Here is a 22189-nt window from a genome sequence, read left to right as displayed (position 1 = left end):
CGGTTCCTCAGATCAGTTTGCCCATCGCGACGGCGGTGTCCGCCATGCGGTTGGAAAAGCCCCATTCGTTGTCGTACCAGCTCAGGACCGAGCAGAAGGTGCCGTCCATCACCTTGGTCTGGTCCAGATGGAACACCGACGACCGCGGGTCGTGGTTGAAGTCGGACGAGACGTTCTTGAATTCGGTATAGCCCAGGATGCCCTTCAGCGGCCCGTCGGCGGCGGCCTTGATGGCGGCGTTGATCTCGTCCGCGCTGGTGGCGCGCCTGGCAATGAACTTGAGGTCGACGACGCTGACATTCGGCGTGGGCACGCGGATCGCGAAACCGTCCAGCTTGCCCTTCAGATCGGGCAGGACCAGACCCACGGCCTTGGCGGCGCCGGTCGAGGTGGGGATCATCGACAGGGCGGCAGCGCGGGCGCGATACAGATCCTTGTGCATCGTATCCAGCGTGGGCTGGTCGCCGGTGTAGCTGTGGATGGTGGTCATCATCCCCTTCTCGATGCCGATGGCGTCATGGATCGCCTTGGCAAAGGGGGACAGGCAGTTGGTGGTGCAGCTTGCGTTCGACACGACCAGATCGTCCTTGGTCAGCGTGTCGTGGTTCACGCCATAGACGATGGTCTTGTCCGCGCCATCGGCCGGGGCCGAGACCAGAACACGCTTCGACCCGTTCTTCAGGTGCAGCGCAGCCTTGTCGCGGGCGGTGAAGATGCCGGTGCATTCCATCGCGATGTCGACATTGGCCCAGGGCAGGTCTTCCGGGTTGCGGATCGCGGTGACCTTGATCTTGCCCCGACCGGCGTCGATCCAGTCTTCGCCGGTGGTCACGGTGCCCGGGAACCGGCCATGGACCGAGTCGAAGCGCAGCAGATGCGCGTTGGTTTCAACCGGGCCCAGATCGTTGATCGCCACGACCTCAATGTCGGTGCGGCCCGATTCAATGATCGCGCGCAGCACGTTGCGGCCGATCCGACCAAAGCCGTTGATGGCTACCTTAACCGTCATCTCATTTTCCCGTCAGTTTGCGGGCCGCAGCGGCGGCGGCCTCTTTGGTGATGCCGAAATGCGCGTAAAGCGCGGGGGCGGGCGCCGAGGCGCCAAAGCCTGTCATGCCGATGAAGGCGTCGTCGCTGCGCAACACCGCATCCCAGCCCTGGCGGATTGCCGCCTCGATGCCGACGCGGGGCGCGGTTCCCAGAACGGCCGTTCGGTAATCATCCGGCTGGGCGGTGAACAGCTCGAACGAAGGGGCCGAGACCACGGCGGCGGCGATGCCGTCGGCGGCCAGAAGGTCGGCGGCGGCCAGCGCGATTTCCACTTCGGACCCGGTGGCGATCAGCGTCACGTCGCGTTTCGCCACATCGCGCAGGACATAGGCGCCCTTCGCGGTAAGGTTTTCGGCCGCATCGCTGCGCAGGGTGGGCAGGTTCTGCCGGCTGAGCGCCAGAAGCGTGGGCGTCGTGGCCGAGGCCAGCGCGATTTCCCAGGCTTCGGCGGTTTCCACCGCATCTGCCGGGCGGATCACCGTCAGGTTCGGAATGCAGCGCAGGCCGGCCAGGGTTTCCACCGGCTGGTGGGTGGGCCCGTCTTCGCCCAGACCGATGCTGTCATGGGTGAAGACATAGGTGACGGGCACACCCATCAGCGCGGCCAGCCGGATGGAGGGGCGGCAGTAGTCGGCGAAGACCAGGAAGGTGCCGCCATAGGTGCGGAAGCCGCCATGCAGGGCGATGCCGTTCATCGCCGCCGCCATGCCGTGTTCGCGGATGCCGTAGTGGATGTAAGACCCCGAGAAATCGCCGGGCTTCACAGATTTCTGCGACTTGGCCCTGGTCAGGTTCGATCCGGTCAGGTCGGCCGAACCGCCCACGACAAAGGGCAGCGCACCCGCCACCACCTCGATGGCCATTTCGCTGGCCTTGCGGGTGGCGACCTTGGGCTTGTCGGCGATCAGTTTCGCCTTGTGCGCCGCCATGGCCGGGGCCAGCGGGGCCGGGTCGGCGGCCTGCGCGGCCTCGAACGCGGCGCGGTCGGGGTGGGCGGCCAGTTTGCGCAGCCAGTTGATGCGGGCCGCCGCCCCCCGGGCCGAGACCCGCGCCCAGGCGTCGCGGATCGCGTCGGGCACGACGAAGGGTTCATGCGGCCAGCCCAGATGCGCCCGCGCGGCGGCAATCTCATCGGCGCCCAGAGGGGCGCCGTGCACATCATGGCCGCCCTGCTTGTTCGGCGCGCCGAAGCCGATGACCGAGCGGCAGGCAATCAGGCTGGGGCGCGGATCGGTCTTGGCCGCCGTGATCGCGGCGGCGATGCTTTCGGGATCATGCGCGTCGCAGTCGGCCACATGCCAGCCGTAGGCGGCAAAGCGGGCCTTCTGGTCGGTCGAGGTGGACAGCGCGGTATCGCCGTCGATGGTGATCCTGTTGTCATCCCAAAGCACGATCAGGCGGCCCAGTCCCAGATGGCCGGCGAAATCGCCCGCTTCGTGGCTGATGCCTTCCATCAGGCAGCCGTCGCCGGCGATGACCCAGGTGTAATGGTCCACCAGCCCCGGAAAGCGCGCCGCCGCCATGCGTTCGGCCAGCGCCAGACCGACGGCGGTGGAAATGCCCTGCCCCAGCGGCCCGGTGGTGACTTCGATCCCTTGCGCATGGCCGTATTCCGGGTGGCCCGCCGTGCGCGCGCCCATCTGGCGGAACTGGCTGAGCTGCTCCATCGGCATGTCGGGATAGCCGAGCAGGTGGTTCAGCGCGTAAAGCAGCATCGAGCCGTGACCGGCCGACAGGACGAAACGGTCACGGTCGGGCCAGCGGTGATCGGCCGGGTCCAGCGTGATGAAGCGGTTGAACAGCACCGTTGCCACATCGGCCATGCCCATGGGCATACCGGGGTGGCCCGAGTTCGCCTTCTGCACCGCATCCATGGCCAGCGCGCGGATTGCGTTGGCCATGTCGCGTTCGGACACCGTTCTGGTGGGGGCGTTCATCTTGCTTTCTCCCGAATGTCAGGCGCGCTTGGCGTCGCGCACAAGGCGCTCGATCAGCGGGGTCAGGATCAGTTGCATCGCCAGATCCTGCTTGTTGCCCGGGATCACGATGGAGTTGGCCCGCGTCATCCAAGACCCGGCGATCATCGACACCAGATAGGGGAAGTCGATGCCGCGCGGATTGCGGAAGCGGATCACGACAAGGCTTTCGTCGGGCGTGGGAATCCAGCGCGCGACGAAGGGGTTGGACGTGTCCACCACCGGCACCCGCTGGAAGTTGATGTCGGTGCGGGTGAATTGCGGCGTGATGCAATGCACATAGGCGTGCATCCGGCGCAGGATGGTATCGGTCACCGCTTCGGTGGAATAGCCCCGGGTGGCGCGGTCGCGGTGGATCTTCTGGATCCATTCAAGGTTGATCACCGGAACCACGCCGATCTTGAGATCGGCCAGGCGGGCCAGATCGACGGTATCGTTCACCACCGATCCGTGCAGACCTTCGTAGAACAGCAGGTCCGACCCTTCCTCGAACGGGGCCCATTCGGTGAAGTTGCCGGGGGCGACACCGGTCTTGGCGGCCTCGGCCTCGTCATGGACATAGGTGCGGCTGCGGCCCTTGCCGGTTTCGCCGTATTCGCGGAACACCCGCTCCAGTTCAGCCAGTTCGTTGGCCTCATAGCTGAAATGAGAGAAGGTCTGGTCGCCTTCGGCCGCGCGACGGGCCAGTTCGGCCTTCATGTCGGCGCGGTTGAACTTGTGGAAGGCGTCGCCTTCGATCGACACCGCCTTGATCCCTTCGCGGCGGAAGATCTGTTCGAAGGTGTGTTTCACCGTGCTGGTGCCGGCACCCGACGACCCGGTGACCGAAATGATGGGAAAACGCTTGCTCATGATCTGTCAGCTCCGGAACAGTCCGCGCCGCCCGAACAGGGCGGACTCGATTTCAGGCATGTCGTGATAGGCGGCGATCCGGGCGACCTTGGCCCTGGTGCCGAAGATGAACGGGGTGCGCTGGTGCAGGGTTTCCACCCGCATCTGCAGGATCGGATCGGTGCCGTCGGTGGCACCGCCGCCGGCCTGCGCGCACAGCATGGCAATCGGCGCACATTCATACAGCAGCCGCAGCCGGCCGCGTTCATAGCCCTTGCGGTCATCGGCCGGGTAGAGGAACACCCCGCCGCGCGCCAGGATGCGGTGCGCCTCGGCCACCAGGCTGGCGATCCAGCGCATGTTGAAATTCTTGCCGCGCGGCCCGTCAACGCCGGCCACGCAATCATCGACATAGGCGCGGATCGGCTTGGGCCAGTGCCGGTAGTTCGAGGCGTTCACCGCAAATTCGTTCGATTCCGGGGGAATGGAAACCTGCGGCTCGACCAGAACGAAGGCGCCGGTGTCATAGTCCAGCGCATAGCGCTGCACGCCCTGCCCCAACGTGACGACCAGCGCCGTCTGCGGCCCGTAGATCACATAGCCCGCGCCGACCTGTTCGCTGACCGGGCGCAGGAAGCTGGCATCCGGCGTGTCGGCGGCGGCGTAGATCGAGAAGATGGTGCCGATCGACACGTTGGTGTCGATGTTGGACGACCCGTCCAGCGGATCAATCGCCAGCGCCCAGTCGCCGGCGCCAAGGTCGACGACACGATCCTGCTCTTCGCTGGCATAATGCCGCACCCCCCCGTCACGGGCGGCTTTCAGGAACAGATCGTCCGCCCAGACATCCAGCGCCTTCTGCGAATCGCCGCCGGCATTGGTGGCTTCGGCATCGGCGCCCAACTTGTGCTCAATGCCGTTTCGGGCAATCAGGCGGGCCAGAGAGATGGAGGCGGTCGCGATGCTTTGCATCAGCGGGCGCAGGGGTTCCGGAACATGGGTTTCGGGCAAGGCACGGCGGGTTGACATCTTTATCCCCGATGGCTGTCTAGCAAGAGTTACATACTTGCTTTGACATCAAATGGAATTTAAATCTCTTATCGTCAGTTTAAGGGAAATCTAATGAACCCGGCCGAGATGATTACCCTGCGCCAGTTGCGCGCGCTGGCCACCGTGGCGCGGACCGGGTCGATGACCGCCGCCGCGCGGGAACTGGGGCTGACCACACCCGCCGTGCACAGCCAGATCAAGATGCTGGAAGAGGCGCTTGGCCTGCCGCTGCTGTATCGCCATGGCGACGGATCGGGCAGCGGGCCCACGCTGGCGGGGCAGGTGATGCTGGCCAGCGCCGGCCGGATCGACGCGGCGCTGACCCAGGCGGTGCAGCAGGTGCTGGCCTTTCGCGATGGCCGCGCGGGGCGGGTCACGCTGGGCGTGGTCTCGACCGCCAAGTATTTCGCGCCGCGTCTGGTCAAGGTGCTGCGGTCGCTGCATCCCGACATCGAGGTGGTGCTTGAGGTGGGCAACCGCGAACAGATTCTGGGCGATCTGGAGCGGATGCATTTCGATCTGGCGATCATGGGCCGCCCGCCGCGCACGCCGCCGAACGAGGCCTGGCCGCTGGGCCCGCATCCGCATGGGGTGATTGCCCCGCCCGACCATCCGCTGGCCGGCATGGCGGGGCTGACCGCCGCCGATCTGTCGGGCGAGACCTTCATCGCGCGCGAACCGGGTTCGGGCACCCGCATCCTGATGATGCGCTATCTGGAACGGCTGGGCGAAGGGGCGCCACGGTCGCTGGTCGAGATGGGGTCGAACGAGACGATCAAGCAGGCGGTGATGGCGGGGCTGGGCATTGCCTTCCTGTCGCTGCATACGGTGGCCGACGAATTGCGCAACGGCAGCCTGATCACCCTGCCCGCGCCCGGACTGCCGGTGGAACGGCACTGGTTCCTGGTGCGGCGGCTGGACCAGCCCGCCCTGCCCGCCACGCGGGAACTGGAGAAGACCATCCTTAGCCTGAACGGCTCTTTCCTGCCGGTGCTGCCCGTGCTGCCGACCCCCGTTGCAACCCCGACCACGACAGGCTGACCGATGCGCACCGCCCCCGATGACACATTCGAGACCGAAGCCCGCGCCGCCGGCGCGCTGTATATCGTGGGCGTCGATGAGGTGGGCCGGGGGCCGCTGGCCGGCCCGGTGACGGCCGCCGCCGTGCGGCTGGACCCCGGCCGTATTCCCCCCGGTCTGGCCGACAGCAAGGCGCTGAGCGCGGCCGCGCGTGACCGGCTGGCCGGCTGGTTGCAGGAACATGCGGCCGTCTCGGTCGCACATGCCAGCGTGGAGGAGATCGACAGCCTGAACATCCTGCGCGCCAGCCATCTGGCGATGGAGCGGGCCATTGCGGGGCTGCCGGCCGATTTCGCGCTGATCGACGGCAACCTGCTGCCGCGCGGGCTGGCCCTTCCGGCACGGGCCGTGGTCAAGGGCGACGCGCGCTGCCTGTCCATCGCCGCCGCCTCGATCGTGGCCAAGGTGGCACGCGACCGGATCATGGTGGATTTGGCGCAACAGCACCCCGGCTATGGCTGGGAAAAGAACGCCGGATACCCCACCAAGGCGCATCTTCAGGCGCTTCTACAAATTGGTGTTACCCCTTGGCATAGGCGTTCCTTCGCACCCGTCCACAACATCTTGTGCCAAGAGAAATCAGTAACCTCTTGATTCAAAAAAGAATTTGACGGCGATTCGCGGCTGACTCATTCTGGGGCCCAACATCGGCACACCAAGATGCCGGGGACAGAGGCAGAGAATGAGCATCACCAAGACCAAGGCGGAGCCCGTGCTTCCGCTGAACCAGATCCTTGACGGCGACTGTATCGAGGTCATGGAAGGGCTGCCCGCCGGCAGCGTTGACCTGATTTTCGCCGATCCGCCCTATAACCTGCAACTGAAGGGTGAGCTGCTTCGCCCCGACAACAGCCTTGTCGATGCGGTGGATGACCACTGGGACCAGTTCTCATCCTTCGCGGCCTATGACGACTTCACCCGCCGCTGGCTGAAGGCGGCCAAGCGGCTACTGAAGCCGAATGGCGCGATCTGGGTGATCGGCAGCTACCACAACGTGTTCCGTCTGGGGGCCGAGTTGCAGAACCAGGGCTTCTGGCTGCTGAACGACGTGGTCTGGCGCAAGTCGAACCCGATGCCCAATTTCAAGGGCAAGCGCCTGACCAATGCCCATGAGACGCTGATCTGGGCCAGCCGGGATGAAACGGCCAAATACACCTTCAACTATGAGGCGCTGAAGGCGCTGAACGACGGCGTGCAGATGCGGTCGGACTGGGTGATTCCGCTGTGCACCGGCCATGAACGGCTGAAGGATGAAAACGGCGACAAGGCGCATCCGACGCAGAAGCCCGAGGCGCTGCTGCACCGGGTTCTGGTGGCCACCACCAACCCCGGCGACGTGGTGCTTGACCCGTTCTTCGGCACCGGCACCACCGGCGCGGTGGCCAAGATGCTGGGCCGCGATTTCATCGGGATCGAACGCGAGGCCGCCTATCGCAAGGCCGCCAGCGAACGGCTTGCGCGGGTTCGCAAGTATGACGCCTCGGCGCTGGAAGTGACCGGCTCGAAACGGGCCGAACCGAGGGTGCCCTTCGGGCAGGTCGTCGAACGCGGCATGTTGCGCCCCGGCGAAGAGCTGTATTCCATCGGCAACCGCTACAAGGCCAAGGTCCGCGCCGACGGCACGCTGGTCGGCAATGACGTGAAGGGGTCGATCCATCAGGTCGGCGCCGCCTATGAACGGGCGCCAAGCTGCAATGGCTGGACCTACTGGCACTTCAAGCGCGACGGCAAGATGATTCCGATCGACATCCTGCGCCAGCAGATCCGTGCCGAGATGGAGGCCGGGGGCACCCGCCCGAACTGACCCTTTCCAACCCGGAATTCCGACGCCTGCGTTCCCGGACCGCCCGGAAACGCCACTGCCCCGCCATGCCTGCATGGCGGGGCCTTTTCGCGTGGCAATGGCGCTTTGCGCGGCTTAAGGGGCGCCGTGCGGCAGGGGGGTGCGGCCCTTGTTGTAATCGTGCCAGTCGGTGATGTCGGGGTAGAAGGTCTTGCGCCAGGCCCGCACGCGGGGGTTCATCACCCGGCGCCACAAGGGCGGGATCATCGCGGCGAAGGTCATCATCGGATAGCCGAAGGGCAGTTGCGGCGCCTCGTCTGCGGGATAGTTCTGCAACAGCGGAAACCGCCGGTCGGGCTTGTAATGATGGTCGGAGTGGCGCTGCAGGTTGATCAGCAGCCAGTTCGTTGCCCGGTGGGCCGCATTCCAGGAATGGCGCGGCTGGACATGTTCATAGCGGCCGTCGCCCAGATACCGCCGGGTCAGACCGTAATGTTCGACGTAATTGGTCAGCTCCAGTTGCCACACCGCCACCCCGGCCTGGAACAGGAACAGCCCCAGCCCGGCCCAGCCCCCCAGCAGCAGCGCCAGCGCCAGCATGGCCAGTTGCAGCGCGCCATAGCGCCAGAACGGGTTGGACAGGTGCCACACCGGACGGCCCCGCCGCGCCAGCATTGCCTTTTCCGCCGCCCAGGCCGACCGCGGGCAATCGCGCAGCACCCGCGCGTAATAGCGGTGGAAGCCTTCGTTGTAGCGGGCCGTCACCGCATCGCGCGGCGTGCCGACATAGATGTGATGCACGCGCAGGTGTTCGCTGCGGAAATGCGAGTAGAGCACGCTTGCCAGCAGAAGATCGCCCAGCCAGCGTTCGATCCGCGGGCTTTGGTGCAGCAGTTCATGCGCATAGGGCAGGCCGATGGTGCCGGTCATCACCCCGATGCCGAAGAACAGGCCCAGCCGGGCGCCCAGGTCCAGATGCGGGGCCTGCGGCACATACCACAGCATGAAGCACAGCGTTGCGAACTGCGCCGGAAACCAGGCCATGGTCAGCAGGCGATACAGGCCAAGATGGTCTTCGGGGGTGTCCGGGCTGGCGTCATCAAGGTTCAGCCCGGTTACCGCATCCAGCATCGAGAACAGATACCAGCAGTAGACCGGCAGGGCGATCACCCAGAACCCGCCTGCAAAGGCCCCCAGAAAGGCCAGCGGGATGGTTCCGTAAGACAGAAAGAACGGCAGGGCGGCGCGCGGGCGGGCAACCTCCTGCGGGGAAAGAGTCGTCATGAAACAGCCTCCTCAGGGCGGCTGCAGGATACGCCTCTGGGCGCCAGCCTCAAGCGTGGGTCAATGCCGCATCCGCCAGTGCCAGCGCCTTGCGCATGACCGTGGGCAGATCCGAGGGGCGGAAGCCGTCTGCCGGCACCGGCGCGCCACGTTGCAACGGCACCTCGGCCCGGGCGGCCAGCACGCGCAGGTGCAGGTGGAAATGCGTGAAGGTGTGGCGCACCTCGCCAGCCTCGATCCAGTCGGTGCTGGCCGGGGGCGGGCCGCCGGGGCTGCCGTCCCAGCCATCGCCGGGCAGGCCCCACATGCCGCCCAGAAGGCCCCTGTCGGGCCGCCGTTCCAGCACCCAGCCCACCGGCAGGCGCAGCGCCCAGACCGTGCCTTGCCGCGTGGGCTTGGGCGTCTTCGCGGCCTTGCGGGGCAGGCCGGCCTGCACGCCCTCCATCCGGGCACGGCAGCGGTGCGACCAGGGGCAAAGGGCACAGGCCGGGCTGCGCGGCGTGCAGATCGTTGCGCCAAGGTCCATGACCGCCTGCGCATAGTCGCCGGGCCGGTCCTGCGGGGTAAGCCCGGCGGCAAGGCGGGTCAGCTCGGGCTTGGCGGCGGGCAGCGGGGTTTCCACCAGGAAGAGCCGCGCCATCACCCGTTCGACATTGCCATCGACCACCGCCGCCGGTTCATCGAAGGCAATCGCGGCCACGGCGGCGGCCGTATAGGGCCCCACGCCAGGCAGTGTGAGCAGCCCGTCGCGGCTGCCGGGAAACCCGCCGCGCGCCACCACCGCGCGGGCGCATTTCAGCAGGTTGCGTGCCCTGGCATAGTAGCCAAGCCCCGCCCATTCGGCCATCACATCATCATCCCGCGCCGCCGCCAGCGCCTGGACATCGGGCCAGCGGTCGGTGAAGCGGCGGAAATAATCGCGCACGGCGGCCACGGTGGTCTGCTGAAGCATCACCTCGCTCAGCCAGACGCGATAGGGATCGGGCATCACGCCCGCCGCCCGTTCGGCCGGCCCGACACGCCAGGGCATCACCCGCGCGTGGCGGTCATACCAAGCCAGAAGTTCGGGGGCGGCGTCCTGATCGGACAGGGGGAAGGCGTCACGCAATCTTTATGCTCTCTTCTTCCCGACATGGTGGCGGGGCCACGAACTTTCGCTAAGATAGCCCGCGAAAAGGCAAGGACCAGATGGCCCGCACACCCGCCCCTGCGAAACCTTCAAGCGAACACCGCCGACGCGGGTTCGAACCGGCCTTCTCGCTGATGCAGGGCCAGTTGCGCCATGCCGGCGAGGCGCGCGGGTTTGCCGTGGCCCGGCTGGTGACCCACTGGCCCGAGGTGGTGGGCGAGGACATCGCGCGCGTCACCCGGCCGGTCAAGGTGGGCTATGGCCGCGAAGGCATGGGCGGCAGCCTCACGCTTCTGGTGCAGGGCGCCGCCGCCCCGATCATCGAGATGCAGAAGGACACCATCCGCACGCGGGTCAATGCCGTCTACGGATATAACGCGATTTCGCGCATCCTGCTAACGCAAACCTCGGCCTTTGGCTTTGCCGAAGGCCAGGCGCAATTCACCGCCGCGCCCAAGGCCCCTGCCCCGGTTGACCCGGCGCTGGCCGAACGCGCCAGCGCCGAAACCGCCGCCGTGGGCGACCCGGGCCTGCGGGCCGCGCTTGAACGGCTGGCGCAAAACATCTTAACTCGCCACAAGGCTGAATGAGGACCACTCCATGACGACAATCAACAGACGGGCGCTGATGGCGATGGCCGCCGCGATGGCCGGGCTTCCGGCCTGGGCGCAAGAGACGACCACCGCCGAGACGCCCGCCACGCCGGAGGCCCTGCCCGAGGTGAAGGATTTCTCGCTGGGAGATCCGAACGCGCCGGTGAAGATTGTCGAATATGCCAGCTTTACCTGCCCGCATTGCGCCAATTTCCACAGAACGGTGTTCAAGCCGCTCAAGGCCGATTACATCGACACCGGCAAGGTGCAGTTCACCTACCGCGAAGTCTATTTCGACCGCTTCGCTCTGTGGGCCGCGCTGGTGGCGCGCTGCGGTGGCGATCTGCGCTATTTCGGCATTTCGGACATGCTCTTCGACCAGCAGGCCGAATGGCTGGCCGACCAGGACCCGAATGTCGTGATCGGCAAGCTGCGCACCATCGGCATCACGGCGGGGCTGACCAACGAACAGCTTGATGCCTGTCTGGCCGATGCCAAACAGGTGGATGCCATGGTCAAGCGGTTCGAAGAAAACATGAAGGCCGACGGCATTGAAGGCACGCCGACGCTGATGATCGACGGCGAGAAACACTCGAACATGAGCTACAACGACCTCAAGGCCATCATCGACGCCAAGCTGGCGGGCTGATCCATGGCCGCGCCGCTGGAGGGACTTCGCGTCATCGAACTGGCGCGGATTCTGGCTGGCCCCTGGGCCGGCCAGACACTGGCCGACCTTGGTGCCGAGGTGATCAAGGTCGAGGCCCCCGAAGGCGACGACACCCGCCGCTGGGGGCCGCCGTTCCTTGAAAGGGACGGCGACCGTTCCGCCGCCTATTTCCACTGCTGCAACCGCGGCAAGAAGAGCATCACCTGCGATTTCCGCACCCCCGAGGGGCAGGAAACCGTGCGCCGGCTGGTGGCCGGGGCCGATGTGGTGATCGAGAACTTCAAGGTTGGCGGTCTGGCGAAATACGGGCTGGATTACGAAAGCCTGCGCCAGGTGAACCCGCGGCTGATCTATTGTTCCATCACCGGCTTCGGGCAGGACGGGCCCTATGCGCACCGGGCCGGATACGATTTCATCATTCAGGGCATGGCCGGGCTGATGAGCGTGACCGGCGAGGCCGCGGGCCAGCCGCAGAAGGTGGGCGTGGCGGTGACCGATGTCTTTACCGGCATCTATGCCGCCACCGCCATTCTGGCCGCCGTCGTGCAGCGCGGCACCACCGGGCAGGGCCAGCAGATCGACATGGCGCTGATGGATGTGGCGACCGGCATCATGGCCAATCAGGCGATGAACTTCCTGGCCACCGGCACCGCCCCGCGCAAGATGGGCAATGCCCACCCGAACCTTGCCCCCTATGCGGTGTTCGACTGTGCCGATGGCTGGATCATCATCGCCACCGGCAATGACGGCCAGTATCGCAAGCTGTGCGGCATCCTTGGCCTGCACGACATGGCCGAGGCGCCCGATTTCCTGACCAATGCCAGCCGCGTTGCCAACCGCGTCGCGCTGACCGACCGGCTGACCGCCGTGACCCGCACCTGGACCAAGGACGCGTTGCTTGCCGCCTGCGAAGCGGAAGGCGTGCCCGCCGGCCCGATCAACGATCTGGTCGAGGTCTTTGCCGACCCGCAGGTGGTGGCGCGAAAGATGCAGATCGAGGTGGACGGCATTCCGGGCGTGCGCACGCCCATCACCTTTTCGGGCGCCGAACTGGCCCTTGGCCGCGCCGCGCCAAAACTGGGCGAACATCAGGACGAGGTGCTGGGTTAGGCCCGCAGCCCGTCCATGGTGCGGACCAGCGCCTCGCTGATGCCGGGTTCGGACAGGGCATGGCCTGCCATGGGAATCATGCGGATCTGGCAGTGATCCCAGCCCTCGGCCAGTTTCCAGGCCGAAACCGGGGGGCAGACCATATCATACCTGCCCTGCACCACCGTTGCCGGGATATGGGCGATGCGCTTGCGTTCCCGCAAGATCCAGCCGTCGCATTGCAGGAAGCCGCCGTTCTGGAAGTAGTGGTTTTCCAGCCGGGCAAAGGCGCGGGCGTAATCGGCCGGGCTTTCGCCCACATGCCCGTCATGCTGGATCGAGGCCAGCGCGTTTTCCCAATGCGCCCAGATCCGGCCGAAGCGGGTTTCCTCGATCATGTTGCCGGAAAACAGCCGCCGGTGATAGGCAAGGATCAGGTTGCCGCGTTCATCGGGCGGCACGGCATTGGCGAAGCGGTTCCACACCTCGGGGAAGAAGGCGCCGGCCCCGCCGCCATAGAACCAGTCCAGCTCGGACCGGGTCATCAGGAAGACGCCGCGCAGGACAAGCTGCTTCACCCGTTCGGGGTGGGTCAGCGCGTAGATCAGCGCCAGGGTGGCGCCCCAGCTTCCGCCAAAGGCGATGAACTGGTCGATCCCCAGTTGCTTGCGGATCACCTCGACATCCGAAACCAGATGCCAGGTGGTGTTCGAGGCCACGCTGGCATGGGGGCGTGACCGGCCACAGCCGCGCTGATCGAACAGGATCACCCGGTAATGCGCCGGGTCGAAATAGCGCCGCATCGTCGGGCTGCAACCGCCGCCCGGCCCGCCATGGAACACGACCACGGGTTCGCCTTGCGGGTGGCCGCATTGTTCGACATAGACACGGTGTCCATCGCCAACGTCGATCACGCGCTGATCGAAGGGGTCGATCGGCGGGTACAACATGTCGAACGCGCGTCTTTGGCCTGATCTGTGGTCCATTGCGTTCTATATATAGCCGCAGGGTGACGGAGTCGAAAGCAATGTCAGACGCGATGCACGCAAATACAGCGCCCGGAACGGGCACGGTGGATGCCGCCGAGGTGGCCAAGTTCGAAGCCATGGCCGCCGAATGGTGGGACCCAAACGGCAAGTTCAAGCCGCTGCACAACATGAATCCGTGCCGGCTGGACTATATCACCCGCCAGATCGCCGCCGAATTCGGCCGCGACCTGACGACGCAGCAGCCCTTTGCCGGGCTGCGGCTGCTGGATATTGGCTGCGGCGGCGGGCTTCTGTCGGAACCCATGGCGCGGCTGGGGGCGACGGTCGTGGGCGCCGATGCCGCGCCGCGCAACATTCCGGTGGCGAAACTTCATGCCGAACAGTCGGGGCTGACCATCGACTACCGCAACACCACCGCCGAGGCGCTGGCCGAGGCGGGCGAGCGGTTCGACGTGGTGCTGAACATGGAAGTGGTCGAGCATGTCTCGGACCCGCTGGCCTATCTGACCGCCTGCCATGATCTGCTGAAACCCGGCGGGCTGATGATCTGTTCGACGCTGAACCGCAATCCGAAAAGTTTTGCGATGGCCATTGTCGGGGCGGAATATGTGATGCGCTGGCTGCCCAAGGGCACCCATGACTGGCAGAAGTTCATCACCCCGGACGAGCTGTATGACCTGATCCGCCGCGCCGGGCTTGATCCGGTGGACCGCAAGGGGATGGTGTTCAACCCCATCACCTGGCGCTGGTCGATCTCGGACCGCGACCTGTCGGTGAACTACGTCACCGCCAGCCTGCGCCGGTGAGGGCCGTGCTGTTCTGGCTGGCGCTGGCCCTGTTCGCGGCCTGGGCCGGCCCCATGCTGTGGGTTCAGTTTCCCGCCGCGCGCCCGCTGGCGCTGGCTGCCCTTGCCGGCGCCCTGGCCGCCGTGGTCTGGCTGCGGCTGGGCCCCGGCTGGGGCTGGACGGGGCTGGTGCTGGTGGCGGGGGCGCTGCTGCTGTGGTTCTTCACCTTGCCCCCCCGGCAGGACCGCGACTGGGAGCCGGACGTGGCCCGCATCGTGCGCGGGCAGGTCACGGGCGATACGGTCACGCTGGAGAACATCCGCGCCTTCCGCTGGACCAGCGCCGACCATGCCGCCGTGCAGGACTGGACCAGCCGCACCGTCAACCTGTCGCACCTGACCGGGGCGGACATGATCACCTCGGTCTGGGGCAACCCGGATATTGCGCATCTGCTGGTGTCGTTCCGGTTTTCGGACGCGCCGCCGCTGACCTTTTCGGTCGAGATCCGGCGCGAGAAGGGCGAGAGCTTCTCGGCCCTTGGCGGGTTCTTCCGGCAGTTCGAACTGTCGCTGATCGCCGCGGATGAGGCCGACATCGTGCAATGGCGGGCCGTGCCGCGCGGCGAGGAGGTGCGGCTTTACCCGCTGACCCTGACGCCCGACCAGTTGCGCCAGGTCTTTCTGGGCTTTGTCCAACTGGGCAACGACCTGAACGCCCGGCCGCGCTGGTACAACACCGTCACCGCCAATTGCACCACCGTGGTCTGGCGGCTGTCGCGGGTGCTGTCGCCCGACCTGCCGCTGGACCGCAGCCTGCTGCTTTCGGGCTATCTGCCGGAATACCTGGACCGTTTCGGCGCGCTGGCCGGGCCGGGCACGCTGGCCGACAAGCGCGCCCGGGCCCTGATCAGCCCGCGCGCCCGCGAAATGCCCGCGGGCGCGGATTTCTCGCGCTGGATCCGGCAGGAGTAGCGGTCACTCCGTCTCGGACGACCGCGCCCAGAGGTTCACCGCCGGTTCCTCGGCAATCGCGTCGATGGCGGCCAGCTCTTCGGGGCTGAAATCCAGGTTGCCGATGGCCCCGGCGCAGTCTGTCACCTGTTCGGGGCGGCTGGCGCCGATCAGCGCGCTGGTGATGCCGCCGTTGCGCAGCACCCAGGCCAGCGCCATCTGCGCCAGCGTCTGCCCGCGCGACGCCGCGATATTGGCCAGCGCGCGGACCGAGTCCAGCGCGCGGGGCGTGATGATCGACGGGTCCAGCGATTTGCCCTGCGCCGCGCGGCTGCCCGCCGGAACGCCGTTCAGGTATTTCGAGGTGAGAATCCCCTGCGCCAGCGGGGTGAAGGCGATGGAGCCGATGCCAAGATCGGCCAGCGTGTCCTTCAGCCCGTCCTTTTCGACCCAGCGGTTCAGGATGGAATAGCTGGGCTGATGTATCACGCAAGGCGTGCCCAGATCGCGCAGGATCGCCGCCGCTTCCCGGGTGCGGGCGCTGTTGTAGCTGGACAGCCCGACATACAGCGCACGGCCTGACCGGACGATATGGTCCAGCGCGGCCATGGTTTCCTCAAGCGGGGTGTCGGGATCGAAGCGGTGGGAATAGAAGATGTCCACATAATCCAGCCCCAGCCGCTTCAGGCTTTGGTCGCAACTGGCGATCAGGTATTTCCGGCTGCCCCATTCGCCATAGGGCCCGTCCCACATGCGGTAACCGGCCTTGCTGGATATGATCAGCTCATCGCGCAGGCCGGCGAAATCGGTCCGCAGGATTTCGCCGAACGCCTGTTCGGCGCTGCCGGGCGGCGGGCCGTAGTTGTTGGCCAGATCGAAATGGGTGATCCCGTGATCCAGCGCCGTGCGGCAGATGGCCTGTTTCACGGTATGGGGCGTGTCATCGCCGAAGTTGTGCCACAGCCCCAGGCTGATGGCCGGCAGCATCAGCCCGCTGCGGCCGCAGCGCCGGTAGATCATCTTGTCATGCCGGTCATCGGCGGCGGTCCAGGGCATTGCGGTTCTCCTTCATTGCATCGGCTGATCCCATGACCGGGGCGGGGGCATCAAGCCCTGCCGGCCATGGTTGCGCGCGGGGTGGTTTCACACGACACTGCGCCCATGAAAATGCTGCACCATCTTCGGCGCTTCGTTCTGGCCGTGCTGACCCGGGTGGGCGACGGCCATTTTGGCCTGATCGCCGCGGGCGTGGCCTTCTACGCCCTGTTCGCGGTGTTTCCCGGCCTTGCCGCCGTGGTGGCGATCTGGTCGCTGATGGCCGATCCGGCGGTGATCGGCGGCTATCTGTCCATGGCCGAGCGTTTCCTGCCACATGAGGCGGCGGTGCTGGTGCATGACCAGGTGACGGGGCTTCTGACCGCGCCGCGCAGCACGCTGGGCTGGGCGACCTTCCTTTCGCTGGCCATCGCGCTTTATTCCGCGCGGGCCGGGGTGTCGGCGCTGGTGCAGGGGCTGGATGTGGTGCACCGCGCCCGCCCGCGCGGCTGGATCGCCGGCTATGCCGTTGATTTCGTGCTGACCATGGCGCTGATCGGCGCGCTGATCGTGGCGCTGGCCACGGTGGTGATCATGCCCATCATGCTGGCCTATCTGCCGCTTGGCGCGTTCGAGGGGCGGCTGACCCGCGTGCTGCCCTGGGCGGTGATGTTCCTGTTCGTGCTGACCTGCCTGTCGCTGCTGTATCGCTTTGGCCCCAATGTGCCGGGCGGGTTCCGGTCGCCCTGGATCAGCGTCGGCGTGATGTTCGCGGCGCTGGCCTGGGCCGGCGTCTCGATGGGGTTTTCGCTCTATCTGGCGAATTTCAACAGCTACAACCGGATCTACGGCTCGATCGGGGCGGTGGTGATCCTGATGATGTGGCTTTACTTCTCGGTCTGGGCGGTGCTGGTCGGCGGCGCGATCAATGCCGAACTGCATGACCGCGCCAACCTGTTGCGCCAGATGGGCCGGGGGCGCCGGCAGCGCCCCCCTCAGATGTAGCGGTTCCACAGGTTTTCCAGCCGCTCTTGCCGGCCGGATTTCGGCTGCGGTTCCAGCCCTTCGGACGTGACCCGCACCGCCGCCTGTTCCAGCGTGCCCGTCAGCATGGCCTTGGCAGGTGCCGTCTCCCAGCCGGCATAGCGGGCGCGGCGGGCGGCTTCCAGCTCTCCGCCTTCCAGCATTGCGGCGGCGCATTTCAGCGCCCGCGCGCAGGTGTCCATGCCGCCGACATGGGCCAGGATCAGGTCTTCCGGGTCCAGCGACTGACGGCGGACCTTGGCGTCGAAGTTGGTGCCGCCGGTGGTATAGCCGCCCGCGCGAAGGATTTCGTAGAAGGCCAGCGCTTTTTCCGCATGGTTGTTCGGGAACTGGTCGGTGTCCCAGCCCGACTGGTAATCGTTGCGGTTCATGTCGATGGACCCGAAGATGCCCAGGGCCGCCGCCAGCGCGATTTCATGTTCGAAGCTGTGGCCGGCCAGAATGGCGTGGCCCTGTTCGATGTTGGTCTTCACCTCGGACTCAAGGCCGAATTCCTTGAGGAAGCCATAGACCGTGGCCACGTCGTAATCATACTGGTGCTTCGAGGGTTCCTGCGGCTTGGGCTCGATCAGGATCGTGCCCTTGAAGCCGATCTTGTACTTGTATTCGACCACCTGTTGCAGGAAGCGCCCGGCGTGGTCGCGCTCGGCCTTGAGGTCGGTGTTCAGAAGCGTCTCATAGCCTTCGCGCCCGCCCCAAAGCACATAGTTCTGCCCGCCCAGACGGTGCGTTGCATCCATGTTGGCCTTCACCGTGGCCGCGGCATAGGCGTAAACATCGGGATCAGGGTTGGTGGCCGCACCCGACATCCAGCGCCGGTGGCTGAACATGTTCGAGGTGCCCCACAGCAGGCGCGTCTTGTGGCGGGCCTGCTTTTCCTCAAGGTAATCGACGATGGCGGTCAGGTTCTTCAGGCTTTCCGCGAAGGTGGCGCCTTCGGGCCGCACGTCGGCATCGTGGAAGCAGTAGAACGGCGCGCCAAGGATGTCGAACATCTCGAAGGCCACATCGGCCTTGAGCCGCGCCAGATCCAGCCCGTCGCCGAACCAGGGCCGGTCAAAGGTCTGGCCGCCGAAGGGATCACCGCCCGGCCAGGCGAAGCTGTGCCAGTAGGCCACGGCGAACCGCAGATGGTCTTCCATCCGCTTGCCCATCACCAGTTCATCGGGGTTGTAGTGGCGGAAGGCAAATTCGTTGCGGCTTTCGGGGCCTTCGTAACGGATGGCGGGGAGTGCCCTTGAAGAAATCGGTCATGTCAGATCCTTGAGTGCAGTTTGCGCGGCGCGGAAACGGGCGTGGCCCGCATCGAAGGCCGCTGTCAGACGGGGGTCAGGTTCCACCACCCGGGCGATCCGGGGTTGCGTCGCGATCTCGGCCCCGGCGCCGGTGGCCGCCATCAGCGCAAGCCGCGCCGCGCCGAAGGCACCGCCGAAATCGCCCGCCACCGGCAGCGCGACGGGCACGTCCAGCGCGGTGGCGATCAGGCGCAGCCAGTAATCCGACCGCGACCCGCCGCCAACCGCCAGCAATTGCCCGATCCGGGTGCCGGTCGCGGCCAGCGCATCGCGGCAATCGCGCAGGGCATAGGTCACACCTTCCAGAACCGCGCGGGTGGCGGCCGTGCGGTCGGTGGCATGTTCCAGCCCGGCAAAGGCGCCCCGGACGGACGCACTGTTCAGCGGCGTGCGTTCGCCGCCCAGATAGGGCAGGAACACGGTCTTGCCCGGGGCCTGCAAGGCGCCCAGTTCGCCCGTCAGCGCCGCCGCATCGGCCCCCACCAGCCGCGCATACCAGTTCAGCGCGTCGGTGGCGGCCAGGATCACCCCCATCTGGTGCCAGGTGTCGGGCAGCGCATGGCAGAAGGTATGCACCGCGGTGGCGGGATCGGGCTGGTAGCCGTCATTTGCCGCGAAAAGCACGCCGCTGGTGCCCAGCGAAACGAAGGCCTCGCCCGCGCGCACCACGCCGACGCCCACGCCCGAGGCGGCATTGTCGCCGCCGCCGCCGGCCACGACCACGCCTTTCGGCAGGCCCCAGCGGGCCGCCAGCGCCGGGCGCAGCACGCCCGAGACCTGCGAACCTTCCACCAGGCGCGGCATCGCGCTGCGGTCCAGCCCGGTGGCGGCCAGAAGATCATCCGACCAGTCGCGCGCGCCGGTATCAAGCCAGGCCGTTCCGGCCGCGTCGGACATTTCGGCGACATGTTCGCCGGTCAGCCACAGGCGCAGGTAATCCTTCGGCAGCAGCACCCTGGCCACCCTGGCCCGCAGCGCCGGTTCGTGCCGGGCCACCCACATCAGCTTGGGCGCGGTGAAGCCCGGAAAGACGATGTTGCCCGACAACCGCCGGAACATCGGGTCGCCGTCCAGTTCGGCGGCCTCGGCATGGCTGCGGGTGTCGTTCCACAGGATGCAGGGCCGCAGCACCTCATCGGCGCGGTCCAGCAGGGTGGCGCCGTGCATCTGGCCCGAAAGGCCAAGGCCCCGCACCTGCCCCAGCCCCTGCGCCGCCAGCCGGTCGAACACCGTCTCGGCGGCGGCAATCCAGTCGGCCGGGGACTGTTCGCTCCAGCCTTCCTGCGGCCGCTGCACCGACAGGGGGGCGGTCGCTTCCGCGACCACCTCCTGCGTTTCGGTCATCAGCACGCCCTTGAGGCCCGAAGTGCCCAGATCCAGCCCGATGAACATGTCAGTAGGCCTGCGGGGGCTTCTTGCCCAGGATGATCATCCCCAGGATGTCATCGTCGGTCACGTCCTTCACATCCACCGTTCCGACGCGCTGGCCGTTCTTCATCACCACGGCGCGGTCGCACAGGTCCATCACGGCATGGATGTCATGCTCGATCAGGAAGATGCCCAGACCCTGCTTCTTCAACTCCTGGATCAGCTCGGCCACCATCTGCGTTTCATGCGGGCCAAGCGCGGCGGTGGGTTCGTCCATGATCAGGATCTTGGCGTTGAAATACACCGCCCGCGCGATGGCGACCGACTGGCGCTGACCGCCCGACAAGGCGCTGACCGGCACGTTGAACTTGCGGAAGTTCGGGTTGAGCCGGCCCATGATCTTGCGGGTTTCGGCCTCCATCTTCGATTCGTCCACGAAGCCGAAGCTGTTGACCAGTTCACGCCCCAGAAACAGGTTCGAGGCGGCGTCCAGATTGTCGGCCAGCGCCAGCGTCTGGTAGATCGTTTCGATGTTCTGGGCGCGGGCGTCGCGGGGATCGCGGATCTCAACCTCTTGCCCGTTGATCAGGATCTGGCCCGAATCCTTGCGATAGGCGCCCGAGAGGCACTTGATCAGCGTCGATTTGCCCGCGCCGTTGTGGCCCAGAAGGCCCACCACCTCGCCGGGGTAAAGATCGACCGTGACATGATCCACGGCCTTGATGCCGCCGAAGGCGATCGAGATGTCGCGCAGTTCGACAAGCGGGGTTCCGGTTCTGTCTACCATGGTCTTGGCCCCTTCACTTGATGCGCTTGCGGTAAACGATGTCGAGATAGACGGCGAGCACCAGCGCCACGCCGATCACGATCTTGCGGTAAGACCCGTCTCCGAAGCCGATCAGAACCATACCAGTCTGCAGCGACACCAGAACCAGCGCGCCGATGATCGCGCCATAGATCGTCCCGACCCCCCCGGCGAGCGAGGTGCCGCCCACCACGGCCGCCGCGATCACCATCAGTTCATCCAGATCCCCCAACGCGTTTGTGGCGCTGTTCAGCCGGGCGCTGGCGATGATGGCGGCAATCCCGGCCAAAGCGCCCATCAGCGCAAAGATCTTGACCGTCATCGCACGGGTATTGATGCCCGAAAGCGCTGCGGCCTCGGGGTTGCCGCCAATGGCAAAGACATACCGGCCAAACCGGGTACGGGTCATCAGAACCGTCATCATCAAAACCACGGCAACCATGATGATGACCGGATAGGCAAAGCCGTGGGCTATGAAGGCGCCCTCAGGCACGTCCTGACCCAGCTTTGCATAATAGTCTTTCAGAATGCCTTTCGGCCAAGGGTAGGCGTTCACCACCAGGGTGGCGATGACAACCACGCTGGCGCTGATGCCGCCCACGACATACTCGGCCCAGATCGGGCGCAGAGCAAAACCATGCAGCTTCCGCGCCGCGCGGCCGCGCATCATTGCCCAGGCGATCCCGGCGCAGGCAATGGCGCAGAGAATCCAGCTTCCTGTCGCGCCGATAGCGCCGTAAGGCCCGCCACCCAGCAAGGCAAAGGTGGTGTCGACCGGCGAAATCGTCCGCCCGCTCGAAGCCAGAAACGCCATGCCGCGCCACATCATCAGACCGCCAAGGGTGACGATAAAGGACGGGATCGCCAGATAGGCGATCAGCAGCCCGTGGAACAGGCCGATCAGCGCGCCCAAAGTGATGCCGAAGACAACCGCGATGACCCAGATCATCGGATTGCCCAGCCCCATCATGGGCGGGAGCCATTCCACCTGCAACAGGCCGGTATACATGCCCACCACGCCCACGATGGAGCCGACAGACAGGTCGATGTTGCGGGTGATGATGACCAGAACCATGCCCGTGGCCATGATGCCGATGGACGCGGTCTGCACGGACAGGTTCCAAAGGTTGCGCGGGGTCAGGAAGGAGCCTTCGCCAAGCACCCAAACACCGTAAAGGTGAAAGCCGAGCCAGATCAGCAGAAGGGCCCCCACCATACCCAGCAGGCGGGGGTCAATTTCGGTGGCGCGCAGAAAGCGGCGGACCGCGCCTTCGCCGGGCGTCGTGGTCTGTGCAGAATGAGGAGAGTCGCTCATGTCCTCGTCCAACCTTTGAGAGGGGAACTGGCCGGGAATGCCCGCCTGTGCAAAGGCGCACGGGCGAC

General features: G+C 66.2%; 20 protein-coding genes and 1 pseudogene. 9 read left to right on the top strand and 12 right to left on the bottom strand.

The genetic code is table 11. The features are described 5' to 3' along the window. Nucleotides 1-7: 7 nt before the first annotated feature. The 4 genes from gap to C5F44_RS05640 are packed head-to-tail and all read right to left on the bottom strand — an operon-like array spanning nt 8 to nt 4886. Entirely contained in the window at nt 8-1009 is a 1002-nt protein-coding gene (gene gap / locus C5F44_RS05655; protein ID WP_107672542.1) for a type I glyceraldehyde-3-phosphate dehydrogenase, read from the bottom strand. Between the two features lies 1 nt (nt 1010). Then, nucleotides 1011-2987 (bottom strand): transketolase, encoded by a 1977-nt coding sequence (gene tkt, locus C5F44_RS05650; protein WP_107672541.1) that lies wholly within the window; start codon nt 2985-2987, stop codon nt 1011-1013. 18 nt (nt 2988-3005) lie between these two features. Further along, nucleotides 3006-3878 carry a phosphoribulokinase gene (locus C5F44_RS05645; RefSeq protein WP_107672540.1) on the bottom strand — a complete coding sequence of 291 codons (873 nt, stop codon included), beginning with the start codon at nt 3876-3878 and terminating at the stop codon, nt 3006-3008. A 6-nt stretch (nt 3879-3884) separates the two neighbouring features. Continuing rightward, complete coding sequence (locus tag C5F44_RS05640; protein ID WP_107672539.1) at nt 3885-4886, bottom strand: class 1 fructose-bisphosphatase; 1002 nt, start codon at nt 4884-4886, stop codon at nt 3885-3887. A 93-nt stretch (nt 4887-4979) separates the two neighbouring features. On the opposite strand from C5F44_RS05640, the gene cbbR reads away from it, so the two are divergent. The 3 genes from cbbR (at nt 4980) to C5F44_RS05625 (ending at nt 7791) form a co-directional block, all read left to right on the top strand. Beyond that, the gene (cbbR, locus tag C5F44_RS05635) at nt 4980-5948 is read left to right on the top strand and encodes a LysR family regulator CbbR (protein WP_107672538.1); all 969 of its coding nucleotides are present in this window, start codon (nt 4980-4982) and stop codon (nt 5946-5948) included. A 3-nt stretch (nt 5949-5951) separates the two neighbouring features. After that, the gene (locus C5F44_RS05630; RefSeq protein ID WP_107672537.1) at nt 5952-6581 is read left to right on the top strand and encodes a ribonuclease HII; all 630 of its coding nucleotides are present in this window, start codon (nt 5952-5954) and stop codon (nt 6579-6581) included. Between the two features lie 88 nt (nt 6582-6669). Further along, nucleotides 6670-7791, top strand: coding sequence for a site-specific DNA-methyltransferase (locus tag C5F44_RS05625; RefSeq protein ID WP_107672536.1), 1122 nt, complete (start codon nt 6670-6672; stop codon nt 7789-7791). A gap of 114 nt (nt 7792-7905) precedes the next feature. Here C5F44_RS05625 and C5F44_RS05620 read toward each other — a convergent pair whose 3' ends face one another. After that, a complete protein-coding gene (locus C5F44_RS05620; protein ID WP_107672535.1) occupies nt 7906-9054 on the bottom strand; it encodes an alkane 1-monooxygenase in 1149 nt (382 codons plus the stop codon). Nucleotides 9055-9103: 49 nt separating this feature from the next. Beyond that, the gene (locus C5F44_RS05615; protein WP_412917528.1) at nt 9104-10162 is read right to left on the bottom strand and encodes an A/G-specific adenine glycosylase; all 1059 of its coding nucleotides are present in this window, start codon (nt 10160-10162) and stop codon (nt 9104-9106) included. Nucleotides 10163-10242: 80 nt separating this feature from the next. On the opposite strand from C5F44_RS05615, the gene C5F44_RS05610 reads away from it, so the two are divergent. Genes C5F44_RS05610 through C5F44_RS05600 form a run of 3 tightly spaced genes read left to right on the top strand, consistent with a single transcriptional unit; the run spans nt 10243 to nt 12556 of the window. Then, entirely contained in the window at nt 10243-10773 is a 531-nt protein-coding gene (locus C5F44_RS05610; RefSeq protein ID WP_107672534.1) for a DUF721 domain-containing protein, read from the top strand. 10 nt (nt 10774-10783) lie between these two features. Then, nucleotides 10784-11425, top strand: coding sequence for a DsbA family protein (locus C5F44_RS05605; RefSeq protein ID WP_107672533.1), 642 nt, complete (start codon nt 10784-10786; stop codon nt 11423-11425). Between the two features lie 3 nt (nt 11426-11428). After that, nucleotides 11429-12556, top strand: coding sequence for a CaiB/BaiF CoA transferase family protein (locus C5F44_RS05600; protein ID WP_107672532.1), 1128 nt, complete (start codon nt 11429-11431; stop codon nt 12554-12556). On the opposite strand, the gene pip is transcribed toward C5F44_RS05600, so the two are convergent. Next, nucleotides 12553-13521: a prolyl aminopeptidase gene (pip, locus tag C5F44_RS05595; RefSeq protein ID WP_107672531.1), complete on the bottom strand. Its 969-nt coding sequence runs from the start codon at nt 13519-13521 to the stop codon at nt 12553-12555. The two genes, C5F44_RS05600 and pip, sit on opposite strands and share 4 nt — an antisense overlap. 53 nt (nt 13522-13574) lie before the next feature. Between pip and ubiG the strand changes: the two genes are divergently transcribed. Next, complete coding sequence (ubiG, locus tag C5F44_RS05590; protein ID WP_107672692.1) at nt 13575-14330, top strand: bifunctional 2-polyprenyl-6-hydroxyphenol methylase/3-demethylubiquinol 3-O-methyltransferase UbiG; 756 nt, start codon at nt 13575-13577, stop codon at nt 14328-14330. Nucleotides 14331-14335: 5 nt separating this feature from the next. Continuing rightward, complete coding sequence (locus C5F44_RS05585) at nt 14336-15280, top strand: Lnb N-terminal periplasmic domain-containing protein (protein ID WP_235822533.1); 945 nt, start codon at nt 14336-14338, stop codon at nt 15278-15280. Between the two features lie 3 nt (nt 15281-15283). On the opposite strand, the gene mgrA is transcribed toward C5F44_RS05585, so the two are convergent. Next, a complete protein-coding gene (gene mgrA, locus C5F44_RS05580) occupies nt 15284-16315 on the bottom strand; it encodes an L-glyceraldehyde 3-phosphate reductase (protein ID WP_107672530.1) in 1032 nt (343 codons plus the stop codon). Between the two features lie 111 nt (nt 16316-16426). Between mgrA and C5F44_RS05575 the strand changes: the two genes are divergently transcribed. Continuing rightward, the gene (locus tag C5F44_RS05575; RefSeq protein WP_181318194.1) at nt 16427-17299 is read left to right on the top strand and encodes a YihY/virulence factor BrkB family protein; all 873 of its coding nucleotides are present in this window, start codon (nt 16427-16429) and stop codon (nt 17297-17299) included. Here C5F44_RS05575 and xylA read toward each other — a convergent pair. From xylA to C5F44_RS05555, 4 genes and pseudogenes are all read right to left on the bottom strand, one after another. Further along, a pseudogene (xylA, locus tag C5F44_RS05570) lies at nt 17290-18592 on the bottom strand (xylose isomerase). The gene C5F44_RS05575 and the pseudogene xylA overlap by 10 nt on opposite strands. Continuing rightward, a complete protein-coding gene (gene xylB, locus C5F44_RS05565) occupies nt 18589-20025 on the bottom strand; it encodes a xylulokinase (protein ID WP_107672528.1) in 1437 nt (478 codons plus the stop codon). The pseudogene xylA and the gene xylB overlap by 4 nt, the downstream one beginning before the upstream one ends. Before the next feature lies 1 nt (nt 20026). Next, a complete protein-coding gene (locus C5F44_RS05560; protein WP_107672527.1) occupies nt 20027-20788 on the bottom strand; it encodes an ATP-binding cassette domain-containing protein in 762 nt (253 codons plus the stop codon). 13 nt (nt 20789-20801) lie between these two features. Then, a complete protein-coding gene (locus C5F44_RS05555; RefSeq protein ID WP_107672526.1) occupies nt 20802-22121 on the bottom strand; it encodes a sugar ABC transporter permease in 1320 nt (439 codons plus the stop codon). Between the last annotated feature and the right edge of the window lie 68 nt (nt 22122-22189).

The organism is Fuscovulum blasticum DSM 2131 (assembly GCF_003034965.1).
Taxonomy (GTDB): domain Bacteria; phylum Pseudomonadota; class Alphaproteobacteria; order Rhodobacterales; family Rhodobacteraceae; genus Pseudogemmobacter; species Pseudogemmobacter blasticus.
The sequence above is the reverse complement of the archived record's forward strand: the minus strand, read 5'-3'. Positions and strand labels throughout refer to the sequence as shown.

Bases quoted from the DNA above. Each gene is read 5' to 3' on its own strand.
- gap (WP_107672542.1), bottom strand. From the start codon at position 1,009: ATGACGGTTAAGGTAGCCATCAACGGCTTTGGTCGGATCGGCCGCAAC.
- tkt (WP_107672541.1), bottom strand. From the start codon at position 2,987: ATGAACGCCCCCACCAGAACGGTGTCCGAACGCGACATGGCCAACGCA.
- C5F44_RS05645 (WP_107672540.1), bottom strand. From the start codon at position 3,878: ATGAGCAAGCGTTTTCCCATCATTTCGGTCACCGGGTCGTCGGGTGCC.
- C5F44_RS05640 (WP_107672539.1), bottom strand. From the start codon at position 4,886: ATGTCAACCCGCCGTGCCTTGCCCGAAACCCATGTTCCGGAACCCCTG.
- cbbR (WP_107672538.1), top strand. From the start codon at position 4,980: ATGAACCCGGCCGAGATGATTACCCTGCGCCAGTTGCGCGCGCTGGCC.
- C5F44_RS05630 (WP_107672537.1), top strand. From the start codon at position 5,952: ATGCGCACCGCCCCCGATGACACATTCGAGACCGAAGCCCGCGCCGCC.
- C5F44_RS05625 (WP_107672536.1), top strand. From the start codon at position 6,670: ATGAGCATCACCAAGACCAAGGCGGAGCCCGTGCTTCCGCTGAACCAG.
- C5F44_RS05620 (WP_107672535.1), bottom strand. From the start codon at position 9,054: ATGACGACTCTTTCCCCGCAGGAGGTTGCCCGCCCGCGCGCCGCCCTG.
- C5F44_RS05610 (WP_107672534.1), top strand. From the start codon at position 10,243: ATGGCCCGCACACCCGCCCCTGCGAAACCTTCAAGCGAACACCGCCGA.
- C5F44_RS05605 (WP_107672533.1), top strand. From the start codon at position 10,784: ATGACGACAATCAACAGACGGGCGCTGATGGCGATGGCCGCCGCGATG.
- C5F44_RS05600 (WP_107672532.1), top strand. From the start codon at position 11,429: ATGGCCGCGCCGCTGGAGGGACTTCGCGTCATCGAACTGGCGCGGATT.
- pip (WP_107672531.1), bottom strand. From the start codon at position 13,521: ATGGACCACAGATCAGGCCAAAGACGCGCGTTCGACATGTTGTACCCG.
- ubiG (WP_107672692.1), top strand. From the start codon at position 13,575: ATGCACGCAAATACAGCGCCCGGAACGGGCACGGTGGATGCCGCCGAG.
- mgrA (WP_107672530.1), bottom strand. From the start codon at position 16,315: ATGCCCTGGACCGCCGCCGATGACCGGCATGACAAGATGATCTACCGG.
- C5F44_RS05575 (WP_181318194.1), top strand. From the start codon at position 16,427: ATGCTGCACCATCTTCGGCGCTTCGTTCTGGCCGTGCTGACCCGGGTG.
- xylB (WP_107672528.1), bottom strand. From the start codon at position 20,025: ATGTTCATCGGGCTGGATCTGGGCACTTCGGGCCTCAAGGGCGTGCTG.
- C5F44_RS05560 (WP_107672527.1), bottom strand. From the start codon at position 20,788: ATGGTAGACAGAACCGGAACCCCGCTTGTCGAACTGCGCGACATCTCG.
- C5F44_RS05555 (WP_107672526.1), bottom strand. From the start codon at position 22,121: ATGAGCGACTCTCCTCATTCTGCACAGACCACGACGCCCGGCGAAGGC.